Here is a 14,429-nt window from a genome sequence, read left to right on the forward strand (position 1 = left end):
CGAGGCGGGGAACCGGCGGGAGACGTGGCAGGCTTGGGGCATGGCGCAGATCAACCCCAGCATCCTGTCCGCCGATTTCGCGCGTCTCGCCGAGGAGGCGAAGGCCGTCGAAGGCGCGGACTGGCTCCACGTCGATGTCATGGACAACCACTTCGTGCCCAACCTGACCCTCGGCGTGCCGATCGTCGAGGCGCTCAGCAAGGCCACGGACATCCCGCTGGACTGCCACCTCATGATCGAGGACGCGGACCGGTGGGCCCCCCAGTACGTGGAGGCGGGAGCCGGGTCCGTCACCTTCCACGCGGAGGCGGCGGCGGCTCCGGTGCGCCTGGCGCGGGAGATCCGGGCGAAGGGGGCGCGCGCCTCGATGGCGCTCAAGCCCGCGACGCCCATCGAGCCGTACGAGGACCTGCTGCCCGAGCTGGACATGCTGCTGATCATGACGGTCGAGCCGGGCTTCGGCGGCCAGGCCTTCCTGGACATCATGCTGCCGAAGATCCGCCGCACCCGGGAGCTGATCAGCAAGCACGGTCTCGAACTGTGGCTCCAGGTCGACGGCGGGGTATCGGCCACCACCATCGAGCGCTGCGCCGAGGCCGGGGCCGACGTCTTCGTGGCGGGCTCCGCGGTCTACGGTGCGCAGGACCCGGCCGCGGCGGTGCGGGAGCTGCGGGCCCAGGCGGACGCGGTCACGGCCGTCGCCCCCTGGGCATGCGGACACTGAACCAAGGGCAGATGAACGTGGTCCGACAGGGCCGATCAAGGATCGCCGGATCTGACAGGATGAACGGCGTATCGGGCGTGTGAACAGCAGTGAGGAGATCGCGGTGTCTGGCATCTCGGCGGGTCGGTCAGCCATGCGGATGGGACCCGCGGAGCTGGTGCAGGCGGCGGCCATGGCCCGCCGGTTCTACCTGGAGGGCAAGTCCAAGATCCAGATCGCCGAGGAGTTCGGCGTGAGCCGCTTCAAGGTGGCCCGGGTCCTGGAGACAGCCCTCGAACGCGATCTCGTACGCATCGAGATCCGGGTACCGGCCGAGCTGGACGCCGAACGCTCCGACGCCCTGCGGGCCCGTTACGGGCTGCGGCACGCGGTGGTCGTCGAGTCCCCGGCCGAGGAACAGGAGGACGCCCCCGACCCGGAGAACCTCGGCGAGGTCGCGGCCGACCTCCTCGGCGAGCTGGTCGCCGAGGGCGATGTGCTCGGCCTGGCCTGGGGCCGCTCCACCATCCACATGGCGGCCGCCCTCGACCGGCTCCCGCCGTGCACGGTCGTCCAGCTGACCGGCGTGTACGACGCGGGCACCGCCGAGCGCGGCTCGGTCGAGGCCGTCCGCCGGGCGGCGCAGGTCTCCGGCGGCGAGGCGCACCCCATCTACGCGCCGATGCTGCTCCCCGACCCCGCGACGGCCGCCGCGCTGCGCGAGCAGACCGGCATCGCCCGGGCCTTCGAGTACTTCGACAAGGTGACGGTCGCCGCCGTCTCCATCGGTTCCTGGGAGCCGGGCATCTCCACGGTCCACGACATGCTCTCGGACGCCGAACGCGCCCATTACGCCTCGCTCGGCGTGGCCGCCGAGATGTCCGCGCACCTCTTCGACTCCGAAGGCCGCCGGGTCGGCCGTGACCTCGGGGAGCGCTGCATCACCGTGGAGGCGGACCGGCTGCGCCGGATCCCCGAGGTGGTCGCGATCGCGGGCGGTCTGCGCAAGGCGGCGGCGATCGGCGCGGTGCTGCGCTCCGGACTCGTCACCAGCCTGGTGACGGACACCGCCGCGGCCGACTTCCTGCTCACCGAGTCCCCCGCGGGCGTCCGTCCGGCACTGGAGCGGGCCGACCCCGACGGGGAGTGACCGGCGGGAACACACCGAGGGCCGTGCACCGGATGCGGTGCACGGCCCTCGGTGTGTCCTGACCCGAGTCCGGGGGAGTGTCCGGCGGATCAGGACCGGACACCCTCAGCCCGCCGGCGGGGCCTTGGCGACGCACGGGGCGGGGGCGGCGGTCTCGGTGCGTGCGGAGGGTACGCCCAGCACGGCCTCCTCCAGATACTCCTCGGGCTCCTCGTACTGGCCCACGTCGGCGGGGTTGTAGCGCGGCGTCTGGCGGGACCAGTCCAGGTTGCCGCGCATCCAGCTCCGCATTCCGTCGAGGTAGGGCACCAGCATCCCGGACAGCTCCGGATACAGCTCCAGCAGCTCGTCCTCGGCGGTCAGGAACCGCTCGGTCTCCCTCGCGAGGCGCTCCGCGACGTGGTCCAGCGCCTGCTGCTCCCCGAAGCCCCGGTGGTGGCGGACCAGATGGACGAGATTGTGGATCTCGCCGAGCACCTGCTCCTTCTCGAAGGAGTACACGTCGTTGGCCCAGCACACGTGGTTGCACGCGGCTTCCAGGGCGGTGATGAAGCGGGGGTCGTTGTGGATCGACTCCGGGGCGTCGATGCCCGCCACGATCTCTATGAGGTCCATGCAGACGTGAATGGCCCCGGTGTGCCGCCGCTTGGCGATGTACGTGTCCTCCGAGGGCACCACGTCCTCGGCGCGGTTCCCCGCTTCCCAGGTCGTGGCGGTCGTGAGGTAGGTGACCAGGTGCCAGGCGAACCGGGTCCGCCAGTGCGGGGCGGCGTTCGGCATCGTACGTTTCCACAGGTCCGCCAGGGCCGTCACGGCCGCCGGGACGTCCTCGCCCGGCAGCGGCTCGGGGGCGGAGCCGTCGACCACCGCGCGCATCCGGTCGACGACGTCTCTCACCCGGTCGGGCGAACGTCCGAGGTGGCCGTCGTCCAGCTGGTCGTCGACCAGGAAGAGCCAGACGAACCAGTCGGCCACCAGATCGAGGTGTTCCTCGTCGGCCGTCGGATAGACCATGCCGACGAACGCCCCGAAATCGGCCTGTTCGAATCGGTTCCTCGCGGACTCGCGGTGGACCAGGCCCGTCCGTCTGGTCCAGCTGTCCAGATGCCCACGGGTGTGCGCCACGTGCGGGTTGGTCCGCTGTGGGAACGGGCAGTAGATGTCCGGCAGTTCGCTGTCCACAGGCGGATCGGGATCCTCTCCGGTCAAACGGTGTGCCCGGGGGTGCCGACGGGTCGGATCGACGCTTCGGACACCCACGGGACCTGCGAATTTGAAGCTACCTGACCCCTTGTCATCCGGTCCAGGGATGGTGATCACGAATGATTCGAATCCTGTTCGGGTAGGGTCCGTGGGTAAGGCAGGTCCCACTTGCCCGGAGCCCCCGGCCACGTCTTCGCGCCTCTTCGGAGGAAGAGACGAACGCGGGGGCCCTTTGTTGTGTCTTCGTGGAAACGACCTGCACCGTTTCGTATGAAAAAATGAGTGTTATGCGTTTTCTTGAGCCGGGCACCGGTCGCTACACAGAGTCCCCCGCGGTCCCGTACGACCTCACGTACGACGACGTCTTCATGGTCCCGGGCCGTTCCGCGGTCGGCTCCCGGCAGGGCGTGGACCTCTCGTCGCCCGACGGGACCGGCACCACCATTCCGCTCGTGGTCGCCAACATGACCGCCATCGCCGGCCGCCGGATGGCCGAGACCATCGCCCGCCGGGGCGGCCTCGTCGTCATCCCCCAGGACATCCCGATCGAGGTCGTCGCCGACGTCATCTCCTGGGTCAAGACGCGCCACCTCGTCCTCGACACCCCGATCGAACTGGCCCCCGGCCAGACCGTCGCCGACGCGCTGTCCCTGCTGCCCAAGCGGGCCCACGGCGCGGGCGTCGTCGTCGACGCCGACCGCCGTCCGGTGGGCGTCGTCACCGACCACGACCTCACGGGCGTCGACCGCTTCACCCAGCTCTCCGAGGTCATGTCCAAGGACCTGGTGCTGCTCGACGCGGACATCGACCCGCGCGACGCCTTCAACAAGCTCGACGGTGCCAACCGCAAGCTCGCCCCCGCGGTCGACGCGCAGGGACGCCTCGTCGGCATCCTCACCCGCAAGGCCGCCCTGCGCGCCACGCTCTACACCCCCGCCACCGACGCCGAGGGCAAGCTGCGCATCGCGGCCGCCGTCGGCATCAATGGTGACGTGGCCGGCAAGGCCAAGCAGCTCCTGGACGCGGGCGCCGACGTCCTCGTCGTGGACACGGCCCACGGCCACCAGGAGTCCATGATCAGCGCCGTGAAGGCAGTCCGGGCGCTCGACCCGCGGGTGCCGATCGTCGCGGGCAACATCGTCGCCGCCGAGGGCGTGCGCGACCTGATCGAGGCGGGCGCGGACATCATCAAGGTCGGCGTCGGCCCCGGCGCCATGTGCACCACCCGGATGATGACGGGCGTCGGCCGCCCGCAGTTCTCCGCCGTCCTGGAGTGCGCCGCCGAGGCGAAGAAGCACGGCAAGCACGTCTGGGCGGACGGCGGCGTCCGGCACCCGCGCGACGTCGCGATGGCGCTCGCCGCCGGCGCGTCCAACGTGATGATCGGCTCCTGGTTCGCGGGGACGTACGAGTCGCCCGGCGACCTCCAGCAGTCCGCCGACGGCCGCCTCTACAAGGAGTCCTTCGGGATGGCCTCGGCCCGCGCCGTGAAGAACCGCACCTCGGACGAGTCCGCGTACGACCGCGCCCGCAAGGCGCTCTTCGAGGAGGGCATCTCCACCTCGCGGATGTTCCTCGACCCGACACGCCCGGGAGTCGAGGACCTCGTCGACTCGATCATCGCGGGTGTCCGCTCCTCCTGCACCTACGCCGGCGCCGGCTCCCTCGCGGAATTCGCCGAGAAGGCGGTCGTCGGCGTCCAGAGCGCCGCCGGTTACGCCGAGGGCAAGCCGCTCCACGCCAGCTGGAGTTGATCCCGAGATCACCGCAACGACCCTGCCCCCTCCGGTGCTTCGCGTCCGAGGGGGCAGGATCGTTTCCGGGCTCCCGGAAGTGGGACGGGGGTGCGCTTCAACTTCGTTGAAGCGTAAGTAATATGAACCGCACTCAGCTGCTGCCTCTCTGCGGTAAGGGATCTCATGTCCTTCTTCACTGACCTGGCCCACCAGTACATCGACGGCGAGTGGAGGCCGGGGAAGGGGTCCTGGGACATCATCGACTTCAACCCGTTCGACGGGGAGAAGCTCGCCTCGATCCCGGTCGCCACCGCCGACGAGGTCGACCAGGCCTACCGCGCCGCCGAGCGCGCCCAGCAGGCGTGGGCGGACACCAACCCGTACAGCAGGCGGACCGTCCTGGAGAAGGCGCTGCACCTCGTGGAGGAGCGCGAGCCGGAGATCAGCGACGCGATCGTCGCCGAGCTCGGCGGCACCCGCCTGAAGGCCGCCTTCGAACTGCACCTGGCCAAGGAGTTCCTCCGCGAGGCGATCCAGCTGGCGCTGCGCCCCGCCGGACAGATCCTTCCCTCGCCGACCGAGGGCAAGGAGAACCGCGTCTACCGCGTGCCCGTCGGGGTCGTCGGCGTGATCAGCCCGTTCAACTTCCCGTTCCTGCTCTCCCTCAAGTCCGTCGCCCCCGCGCTGGCCCTCGGCAACGCCGTCGTCCTCAAGCCCCACCAGAACACCCCGATCTGCGGCGGCACCCTGCTGGCCAGGATCTTCGAGGACGCGGGGCTGCCCGCCGGGCTCCTGAACGTCGTGATCACCGACATCGCGGAGATCGGCGACACCCTGCTGGAGCACCCCGTGCCGCAGGTCATCTCCTTCACCGGCTCGGACAAGGTCGGCCGTCACGTCGCCACCGTCTGCGCCCGGAACCTCAAGCGCGCCGTCCTCGAACTCGGCGGCAACAGCGCCCTGATCGTGCTGGACGACGCGGACGTGGACTACGCCGTCGACGCGGCGGTCTTCAGCCGGTACGTCCACCAGGGCCAGGTCTGCATGGCCGCCAACCGCATCCTGGTCGACCGCGCCGTGGAGGCGGAGTTCACCGAGAAGTTCGTCGCCAAGGTCGCCTCGCTCACCGTCGGCGACCCCGCCGACCCGGCCACCCACATCGGCCCGCTGATCAACTCCTCGCAGGCCGAGTCCATCTCCAAGCTCGTCGACCAGACCGTGGCGGCCGGGGCGACGGCGCTGCTGCACGGCCGCGCCGACGGCAACCTGGTCAGCCCCTCCGTGCTGACCGGTCTCGCCGCCGACTCGCCCGTCCTGCACCAGGAGATCTTCGGCCCCGTCGCCCTGCTGGTGCCCTTCGACGGTGAGGACGAGGCCGTCCGCATCGCCAACGACACCCCGTACGGCCTCAGCGGCGCCGTCCACACCGGCAACATCGAGCGCGGGGTGCGGATCGGCCGGCGCATCCACACCGGCATGATCCACATCAACGACGGCACCGTCCACGACGAGCCGATCGTCCCCTTCGGCGGCGAGAAGAGCTCCGGCCTCGGCCGGCTGAACGGCGACTCGATGGTCGAGGCCTTCACCACCCAGAAGTGGATCTCCATCCAGCACGGCCGCTCGCAGTTCCCCTTCTGAGCCACCTTTCCCCGCCCGGCCCCGGCCGGGCGGGGAACTGCGCCGAGCAGGCCTGGGACGGCGGCTCATGGTCTACTGCGGGAGGCGGCACGCTCCGCCTCCCGCAGCCGGCCCACCGCAGAGAAGTGAACCGCCCGACGTGCGCCTGAACGACCTCGACGAACGCATCGTCCACGCCCTCGCCGAAGACGCCCGGCGCTCCTACGCCGACATCGGCGCGATCGTCGGCCTCTCCGCCCCCGCCGTGAAACGCCGCGTCGACCGGCTGCGGGCCGAGGGGGCGATCACCGGCTTCACCGTGCGGGTCGACCCGGCGGCGCTCGGCTGGGAGACCGAGGGTTTCATCGAGATCTACTGCAGCCGCAACACCTCCCCGGACGCCATCAAGCAGGGCCTCGCCCGCTATCCGGAGATCGCCTCGGCCTCGACGGTGACCGGGGATGCGGACGCGGTGGTGCAGGTCTTCGCCGCCGACATGCGCCACTTCGAACAGGTCCTGGAGCGGATCGCGGGAGAGCCGTACGTCGAGCGCACCAAATCCGTCCTGGTGCTCTCGCCGCTGCTGCGGCGGTACTCGGCGGAGGGCCCGCCGGCCTGAGGGCCGGCCCGCGACAGTGGCGCACGTCACCCCGCTGACCTGCGATGACGCCCCACGCAACGATTCGCCGCGCCAGGCCCTCCCCACGCAACGAATCAACGGTTGGTGCGCAACACTCGCGCCTTGTCCGCGCCGATCAGGGCCACGTACCTTCGATACGTCTCCCCACCCCGCCCGCACCGCCCGAGGTCAGCCATGCCGTCGTTGCGCACCGCCCTGCTCCAGAGCTCCGGACGCCCGGGTGCCGTCGCCGAGAACCTGAAGGTGCTGGACGAGGCCGCCGCACGGGCCGCCGGCGCGGGGGCCCGGCTGCTGGTCTCGCCCGAGCTGTTCCTCACCGGATACGCCATCGGCGACGCCGTCCCCGAGCTGGCCGAACGCGCCGACGGCCCCGGCGCCGGGGCCGTCGCCGAGATCGCCGTACGCCACGGCCTCGCGGTCCTCTACGGCTACCCGGAGCGCGACGGGGAGCGGATCTTCAACGCGTCCCAGCTCATCGGCCCCGACGGCGTGCGGCTCGCGAACTACCGCAAGACCCACCTGTTCGGCTGCTTCGAGCAGGAGTGGTTCACCCCCGGCGACCAGCCGGTCGTCCAGGCCGACCTCGACGGCATCCGCATCGGCCTGCTGATCTGCTACGACGTCGAGTTCCCGGAGAACGTCCGGGCGCACGCCCTCGCCGGCACCGATCTGCTGCTGGTGCCCACCGCGCAGATGCATCCCTTCCAGTTCGTCGCCGAATCCGTCGTCCCCGTACGGGCCTTCGAGAGCCAGCTGTACGTGGCGTACGTCAACCGCACCGGTCCGGAAGGCGAGTTCGAGTTCGTCGGGCTCAGCTGTCTGGCCGGCCCCGACGGCACCGTGCGCACCCGCGCCGGACGCGGCGAGGAACTCGTCGTCGGCGAGGTGGACCCGGAGTTCCTGGCCGCCTCGCGCGCCGCCAACCCGTATCTGCGCGACCGCCGCCCCGGCCTGTACGGCTCCCTCGTCTGAACCCGCCTCTCTCCCCGAACTTCCGTACCGCGCAAGGAGTCCGTACCCCATGACGTCCACGGTGCCCAACGCCGTCCAGCACACCGACGCGGCCGCCCCGCCGATCACCATGTTCGGGCCGGACTTCCCGTACGCGTACGACGACTTCCTCGCCCATCCGGCGGGGCTCGGGCAGATACCGGCGACCGAGCACGGCCAGGAGGTCGCCGTCATCGGCGGCGGGCTCTCCGGGATCATCGCCGCGTACGAGCTGATGAAGATGGGCCTCAAGCCCGTCGTCTACGAGGCCGACCGGATCGGCGGCCGGCTGCGCACCGTCGGCTTCGACGGCTGCGACCCCTCGCTCACCGCCGAGATGGGCGCCATGCGCTTCCCGCCCTCCTCCACGGCGCTCCAGCACTACATCGACCTGGTGGGCCTGGAGACCCGGCCCTTCCCCAACCCGCTCTCCCCGGCGACGCCCTCGACCGTCGTCGACCTCAAGGGCGAGTCGCACTACGCCGAGACCATCGACGACCTGCCGCAGGTCTACCGTGACGTGGCCGAGGCGTGGAGCACCGCTCTGGAGGAGGGCGCCGACTTCTCCGACATGAACCGGGCGCTGCGCGAGCGCGACGTACCGCGCATCCGGGAGATCTGGTCGCAGCTCGTCGAGCGGCTCGACAACCAGACGTTCTACGGCTTCCTCTGCGACTCCGACGCGTTCAAGTCCTTCCGGCACCGCGAGATCTTCGGCCAGGTCGGCTTCGGCACCGGCGGCTGGGACACCGACTTCCCCAACTCCATCCTGGAGATCCTGCGCGTCGTCTACACCGAGGCCGACGACCACCACCGCGGCATCGTCGGCGGCAGCCAGCAGCTCCCGCTGCGCCTGTGGGACCGCGAGCCGCGGAAGATCGTCCACTGGCCGCTCGGCACCTCGCTGGCCTCCCTCCACGAGGGCGAGCCGCGTCCCGCCGTGACCCGGCTGACCCGTACCGCGGGCAACCGCATCACGGTCACCGACGCGACCGGCGACATCCGCACTTTCCGGGCCGCGGTCTTCACCGGCCAGTCATGGCTGCTGCTCTCCAAGATCGACTGCGACGACGCGCTCTTCCCGATCGACCACTGGACGGCGATGGAGCGCACCCACTACATGGAGTCGTCCAAGCTCTTCGTCCCGGTCGACCGGCCGTTCTGGCTGGACAAGGACGCGACCACCGGCCGCGACACCATGTCGATGACGCTCACCGACCGGATGACCCGGGGGACGTACCTCCTGGACGACGGCCCCGACAGGCCCGCCGTCATCTGCCTCTCCTACACGTGGTGCGACGACAGCCTGAAGTGGCTGCCGCTCTCCCCGAAGGAGCGCATGGAGGTCATGCTCAAGTCGCTCGGCGAGATCTACCCGAACGTCGACGTCCGGAGCCACATCATCGGCAATCCGGTCACCGTCTCCTGGGAGAACGAGCCCTGGTTCATGGGCGCGTTCAAGGCGAACCTGCCCGGCCACTACCGCTACCAGCGGCGGCTGTTCACCCACTTCATGCAGGACGGACTGCCCGCCGACAAGCGGGGCCTGTTCCTGGCGGGCGACGACATCTCCTGGACGGCCGGCTGGGCCGAGGGCGCGGTGCAGACCGCGCTGAACGCCGTGTGGGGCGTCATGCACCAGTTCGGCGGGGCGACCGACGCGACCAACCCCGGGCCCGGCGACGTCTTCGACGAGATCGCCCCGGTGGAACTCCCCGAGGACTGAGCGGGCTTCGACGGAACGGCGGACGCGGGCGCCCGCGAAGGACCCGCCGGATCAGGGCTTTTGGGTCCCCGCGCCCCGGTCGCCGGAGCCCCCGTCGGACGCGCCCTCGGACGAGGACGCGTCCGAGGGCGCGTCGTACGCGGAAGTGCCCGAGTCCAGCAGCGGTTCCTGCGTCTTGAGATGGGCCGGCGCGAAGGCCCGCAGCACGTGGTAACCGGTGATCACGACGATCGTGCCGAGGGCGATGCCGCCCAGCTCGAAGTTGTCGGTGATCTTCAGGCTGACGCCGCCCACGCCGATGATGATGCCCGCGGCGGCCGGGACGAGGTTGAGCGGATTGCGCAGGTCCACCCGGCCGTTGAGCCAGATCTGCGCACCGAGCAGGCCGATCATCCCGTACAGGATCACGGTGATCCCGCCGAGCACCCCGCCCGGGATCGCGGCGACGACCGCGCCGAACTTCGGGCACAGGCCGAAGAGCAGCGCGAAGCAGGCCGCCGCCCAGTACGCCGCGGTGGAGTAGACGCGGGTCGCGGCCATCACACCGATGTTCTCGGAGTACGTGGTGTTGGGCGGCCCGCCCACGGCGGTGGAGAGCATCGACGCCGCGCCGTCCGCCGCGATGGCGGTGCCGAGCTTGTCGTCCAGGGAGTCGCCGGTCATCTCGCCCACGGCCTTCACATGCCCGGCGTTCTCCGCGACCAGCGCGATCACCACGGGCAGCGCCACCAGGATCGCGGACCACTCGAAGCTCGGCGCGTGGAAGGACGGCAGCCCGATCCAGTCGGCCTGCCCGACGGCGGAGAGGTCCAGACGCCAGTGGTCCACGGCCTCCGCGCCCCCCACCGGGGAGTGGATCCTGCCGAAGACCAGGTCCAGGACCCACGACAGCGCGTACCCGAAGACCAGTCCCAGGAAGATCGCGATCCGGGAGAGGAATCCGCGCAGACAGACCACGGCGAGCCCGGTGAACAGCATGACCGCGAGCGCCGTCCACTGGTCCTGCGGCCAGTAGGTCGACGCGGTCACCGGGGCGAGGTTGAAGCCGATGAGCATCACCACCGCGCCCGTCACCACCGGCGGCATGGCCGCGTGGATGATCCGCGCGCCGAACCGCCGCACGGCGAGACCCACGAGGAAGAGGGCCACCGCGACCACGAACACCGCGCCCGTGATGGTGGCGACATCGCCGCCGCTCGCCCGGATCGTGGCCGCGACGCCGACGAAGGAGAGCGAGCAGCCCAGATAGCTGGGTACCCGGCCCTTGGTCGCCAGCAGGAAGATCGCGGTCGCGACACCGGACATCATGATCGCGAGGTTGGGGTCCAGGCCCATGAGGACCGGAGCGACGAACGATGCCCCGAACATTGCGACCACGTGCTGCGCGCCGAGCCCGAACGTACGGGGCCAGGAAAGCCGCTCGTCGGGCCGCACCACCGCCCCGGGCGCCGGTGTCTTCCCGTCACCGTGCAAGGTCCAGCGCACGCCGAGGCTCATGGTTGCTCCCTGAAGGTCTGCTCGGTGTGCCGGCCGGTCTGCGACCCGGTGTTCGGTGTTCACCTGCGGAAAAGATCAGCGCCATGGTAGTGGTGCGGCGGGCGGCGCCCGCGCGGAGGCCTCCCGCCGCGCGCCGCCGTACCGTGTCCCGGCCTGCCGTACCGCGCCCCGGGCCGCCGTCCCGCGTCCCGGGCCGCTGGACCCGCGCGCCGCCGCCCGCCGCACCCGTGCGCCGCCGCCCGCCGCACCCGAACCGCGCCGCCGTCCCGCCTCCCGCGCCGCCGCATCCGCGCGCCGCCGTCGATCCGCCCCGTCAGCTTCCGGCCGCGCTCTTCGTCGTCGTACCGCTTCCGGCCGCCGAGCCGGTGACCTTGCGGTCGGCCGACCGCAGCACCCCGGCGCCCAGTACAAGGCCGAAGGCCAGCGCCGTCACCACGCCGAACGACACCACCAGCGAGGTGGCCTCGGCCAGCGAGCCGATCGCGGAGGGGGCGATCAGGCTGGAGGTGTACGTGATGGTGGCGACGCCCGCGATGGCCTGACTCGGGTTCGGCCCGCTGCGCCCGGCCGCCGCGAAGGCCAACGGGACCACGACCGCCACGCCGAGGCCCAGCAGCGCGAAGCCGCACATCGCGGCCGCGGCGGAGGGCGAGAACACGACCAGCAGTCCGCCCGCGGTGGCCATCAGACCGCCGGTGCGGACCGTCCGGACGGCGCCGAAACGGTCGACGATCCGGTCCCCGGCGATCCGGGCCAGGGCCATCGTCAGGGTGAACGCCGTGGTGGACGCCGCGGCGAGGCCGTCCGAGCTGTCCAGCACATCCCGCAGGTAGACCGCCGACCAGTCCAGGCTCGCGCCCTCCGCGAACACCGCGCAGAACCCGATCGCCCCGATGATCAGGGCCGACTTCGGCGGCAGCGTGAAACGCGGCGGCGGCTCCTCGTCCGGGCTGCTCTGGAGGTCGAGGACGCCCCGGCAGGCGAACAGCCCCAGTGCGGTGAGCGCCAGGGCCGCGACGGCGTGGTGCAGCCGGGCGTCGGTCGCGGTGTGCGCGGCGACGGTGCCCGCCGCCGAACCGATCAGCGCGCCCACGCTCCACATGCCGTGCAGGCCCGACATGATCGACTTGTCGAGACGGTTCTCCACCTCGATGCCCAGGGCGTTCATCGCCACGTCGGACATCCCGGCCGTCGCCCCGTAGACGAACAGCGCCGCGCACAGCGTGACCAGGCTCGGCGCCAGCGCGGGCAGGATCAGCGCCAGCGTCCACAGTGCCAGCAGCCCCCGCAGGGCGGTCCGCGCGCCGAACCGGTGGCTGATCCGGCCGGCGAGCGGCATCGCGATCGACGCGCCGATCGCCGGGAAGGCCAGCGCCAGACCGAGCTGACCCGCGCTCACTCCGGCGTGGTCCTGGATCCACGGCACCCGGGTCGCGAAACTGCCGGTCACCGCCCCGTGGACGGTGAAGACCGCGGCGATGGCGATCCGCGCCCGCTTCACCTGCTCCGTGCTGTAGACCGTGACGGTCGGGTCCTTCGTCATGCCGTCGTGTCCCTCCCCTGGGAATTCTCGGATGCCGGCGGTCCCGGCGCTCCCGTGCGACGATGCGGGCCGTAAACTATCAGGAACCCTGCCTGATAAATAGTCGTTACTTCGCGGCCCCCGGAAAGCGGCGGGGTGGCCATCTGGAAGGATCCCGGTATGCCCGCATCACCGAGCACGGCTCGGGCCATCAACGACCGGCTCGCCCTGCGGCTGCTCCAGCAGGACGGCCCGCTGACGGCCACCCAGCTCAAGACGTTGACCGGACTCTCCCGCCCGACCGTCGCCGACCTCGTCGAACGGCTCCAGGGCGCCGGGCTGATCCAGGTCGTGGGCGAGTCCGGGGCCGTCCGCCGCGGACCCAACGCCCGGCTGTACGGAATCGTCGCCGACCGGGCCCATCTCGCGGCGCTCGACGTACGGCTCGGAAGCGTCAGCGTGGTCGTCACCGACCTGTTGGGGGCCACGCTCGCCGAGGGCTCCCTGCCCATCGGCAGCGACACCGGCACCGAACCGGCCGTCGAGCGGGCCGCCGCCCTTCTGGAGCGCACCGCCCGCGCGGCCGGCTCCGTCCCGCTGCACAGCGTCGGGGTCGGAGCGCCGGGGCTGATCGACCCCGGCACCGGCGAACTGCGCGACAGCACCGGCCTGCCCGCCTGGCACCGGGGCCTGGTCCGGGAGCTCCAGCGGCGGCTTTCCGCCGCCGTCCTGGTGGAGAACGAGACCAACCTCGCGGCCGTCGCGGAACACCGGGCGGGCGCCGTCCGCGACCGGGAGACCTTCGTCCTGCTCTGGCTCGGACAGGGGATCGGGGCCGCCGTCATGCTGGACGGCAAGTTGCGTCAGGGTGCGTCCGGCGGCGCGGGTGAGATCGGTTTCCTCCCTGTCCCCGGCGTGAGCGGGCTGCCCTCGGCGGTCAACTGCGAGGGCGGCTTCCACTCCCTCGCCGGCTCCGCCGCCCTGTGCGAACTCGCCGTCGCGCACGGCCTCGTGGACCCCGGCGCGATGTCCGACGGCCGGGAGGAGGCGGCGGCCGTGGACGCGGTGCGGACCGCCCTGGGAGCGGGGGAGGCGGGCGAGCCGTTCCTGAAGGAGCTGGCGGACCGCCTCGCCCTCGGCGCCGCCGCCGTCGTCTCGGTGCTCGACCCCGGCTGCGTCCTTCTCGCGGGGGCCGTGGGCCACGCGGGCGGCCCCGCGCTCGCCGCCCGGGTCGAGGAGCGGCTGGCGGCGATGTCACCCCTGCGGACCGAGGTCCGGGCCGGTTCGCTGGGCGACGGGGCCGTGCTGCGCGGTGCGCTGATCACCGCCCGGGACGCGGCGCAGGACGCGCTGTTCGCGCAGGAGGGCTGACCGGCCGGCCACAGCTTCGCCTGGGCCCTGTCGTCGAACTCCCGCCTCCATCCACACGCTCGCTTCCGAACCGGGCACATGCCCGCGTACGCCCCAGAACGGGGTCCGGGCCGCCGTCAAGCGCCCGGGGGCCGGTCAGCGGCCCGGCAACGCCCCCGGCCCCGGCAACGCCCCTGGCCCCGGCAACGCCCCTGGCCCCGGCAACGCCCCCGGCCCCGGCGGTGGACGCCGGGGCCGGGGGCGACAGGGCCGGTCGCCCGGTGGTGAACGG

Annotated in this window: 11 protein-coding genes; 8 read left to right on the top strand and 3 right to left on the bottom strand. The window is 71.7% G+C overall.

Annotation, left to right across the window (positions count from 1 at the left end):
• Positions 1–40: 40 nt before the first annotated feature.
• Positions 41–724, top strand: a complete 684-nt coding sequence (gene rpe, locus ACH4KB_RS21720; RefSeq protein ID WP_398067516.1) for a ribulose-phosphate 3-epimerase — start codon at positions 41–43, stop codon at positions 722–724.
• Positions 725–857: 133 nt separating this feature from the next.
• Positions 858–1,853 (top strand): sugar-binding transcriptional regulator, encoded by a 996-nt coding sequence (locus ACH4KB_RS21725; protein WP_398067517.1) that lies wholly within the window; start codon positions 858–860, stop codon positions 1,851–1,853.
• A gap of 105 nt (positions 1,854–1,958) precedes the next feature.
• On the opposite strand, the gene ACH4KB_RS21730 is transcribed toward ACH4KB_RS21725, so the two are convergent.
• A complete protein-coding gene (locus ACH4KB_RS21730; RefSeq protein WP_398067518.1) occupies positions 1,959–3,035 on the bottom strand; it encodes a terpene cyclase in 1,077 nt (358 codons plus the stop codon).
• Positions 3,036–3,343: 308 nt separating this feature from the next.
• Between ACH4KB_RS21730 and ACH4KB_RS21735 the strand changes: the two genes are divergently transcribed.
• The 5 genes from ACH4KB_RS21735 to ACH4KB_RS21755 all read left to right on the top strand — a co-directional run bounded on the left by ACH4KB_RS21735 (position 3,344) and on the right by ACH4KB_RS21755 (position 9,768).
• Positions 3,344–4,810 carry a GuaB1 family IMP dehydrogenase-related protein gene (locus ACH4KB_RS21735; protein WP_398067519.1) on the top strand — a complete coding sequence of 489 codons (1,467 nt, stop codon included), beginning with the start codon at positions 3,344–3,346 and terminating at the stop codon, positions 4,808–4,810.
• A 165-nt stretch (positions 4,811–4,975) separates the two neighbouring features.
• Complete coding sequence (locus ACH4KB_RS21740; protein WP_398067520.1) at positions 4,976–6,433, top strand: aldehyde dehydrogenase family protein; 1,458 nt, start codon at positions 4,976–4,978, stop codon at positions 6,431–6,433.
• Between the two features lie 139 nt (positions 6,434–6,572).
• A complete protein-coding gene (locus tag ACH4KB_RS21745; protein WP_398067521.1) occupies positions 6,573–7,031 on the top strand; it encodes an Lrp/AsnC family transcriptional regulator in 459 nt (152 codons plus the stop codon).
• A 195-nt stretch (positions 7,032–7,226) separates the two neighbouring features.
• Entirely contained in the window at positions 7,227–8,024 is a 798-nt protein-coding gene (locus ACH4KB_RS21750; RefSeq protein ID WP_398067522.1) for a carbon-nitrogen hydrolase family protein, read from the top strand.
• 49 nt (positions 8,025–8,073) lie between these two features.
• A complete protein-coding gene (locus tag ACH4KB_RS21755; RefSeq protein WP_398067523.1) occupies positions 8,074–9,768 on the top strand; it encodes a flavin monoamine oxidase family protein in 1,695 nt (564 codons plus the stop codon).
• Positions 9,769–9,819: 51 nt separating this feature from the next.
• Here ACH4KB_RS21755 and ACH4KB_RS21760 read toward each other — a convergent pair whose 3' ends face one another.
• Complete coding sequence (locus tag ACH4KB_RS21760) at positions 9,820–11,265, bottom strand: uracil-xanthine permease family protein (RefSeq protein WP_398067524.1); 1,446 nt, start codon at positions 11,263–11,265, stop codon at positions 9,820–9,822.
• A 313-nt stretch (positions 11,266–11,578) separates the two neighbouring features.
• Positions 11,579–12,808 (bottom strand): MFS transporter, encoded by a 1,230-nt coding sequence (locus ACH4KB_RS21765; protein WP_398067525.1) that lies wholly within the window; start codon positions 12,806–12,808, stop codon positions 11,579–11,581.
• A 159-nt stretch (positions 12,809–12,967) separates the two neighbouring features.
• Here ACH4KB_RS21765 and ACH4KB_RS21770 point away from each other — a divergent pair, with 159 nt between their 5' ends.
• Positions 12,968–14,158, top strand: coding sequence for an ROK family protein (locus ACH4KB_RS21770; protein WP_398067526.1), 1,191 nt, complete (start codon positions 12,968–12,970; stop codon positions 14,156–14,158).
• The last annotated feature ends 271 nt before the right edge of the window (positions 14,159–14,429 follow it).

The sequence above is a fragment of the Streptomyces sp. NPDC017520 genome (assembly GCF_044329855.1).
Classification (GTDB): Bacteria; Actinomycetota; Actinomycetes; order Streptomycetales; family Streptomycetaceae; genus Streptomyces.

Bases quoted from the DNA above. Each gene is read 5' to 3' on its own strand.
- ACH4KB_RS21725 (WP_398067517.1), top strand. From the start codon at position 858: ATGCGGATGGGACCCGCGGAGCTGGTGCAGGCGGCGGCCATGGCCCGC.
- ACH4KB_RS21765 (WP_398067525.1), bottom strand. From the start codon at position 12,808: ATGACGAAGGACCCGACCGTCACGGTCTACAGCACGGAGCAGGTGAAG.
- ACH4KB_RS21770 (WP_398067526.1), top strand. From the start codon at position 12,968: ATGCCCGCATCACCGAGCACGGCTCGGGCCATCAACGACCGGCTCGCC.
- ACH4KB_RS21750 (WP_398067522.1), top strand. From the start codon at position 7,227: ATGCCGTCGTTGCGCACCGCCCTGCTCCAGAGCTCCGGACGCCCGGGT.
- ACH4KB_RS21760 (WP_398067524.1), bottom strand. From the start codon at position 11,265: ATGAGCCTCGGCGTGCGCTGGACCTTGCACGGTGACGGGAAGACACCG.
- ACH4KB_RS21735 (WP_398067519.1), top strand. From the start codon at position 3,344: ATGCGTTTTCTTGAGCCGGGCACCGGTCGCTACACAGAGTCCCCCGCG.
- ACH4KB_RS21755 (WP_398067523.1), top strand. From the start codon at position 8,074: ATGACGTCCACGGTGCCCAACGCCGTCCAGCACACCGACGCGGCCGCC.
- rpe (WP_398067516.1), top strand. From the start codon at position 41: ATGGCGCAGATCAACCCCAGCATCCTGTCCGCCGATTTCGCGCGTCTC.
- ACH4KB_RS21740 (WP_398067520.1), top strand. From the start codon at position 4,976: ATGTCCTTCTTCACTGACCTGGCCCACCAGTACATCGACGGCGAGTGG.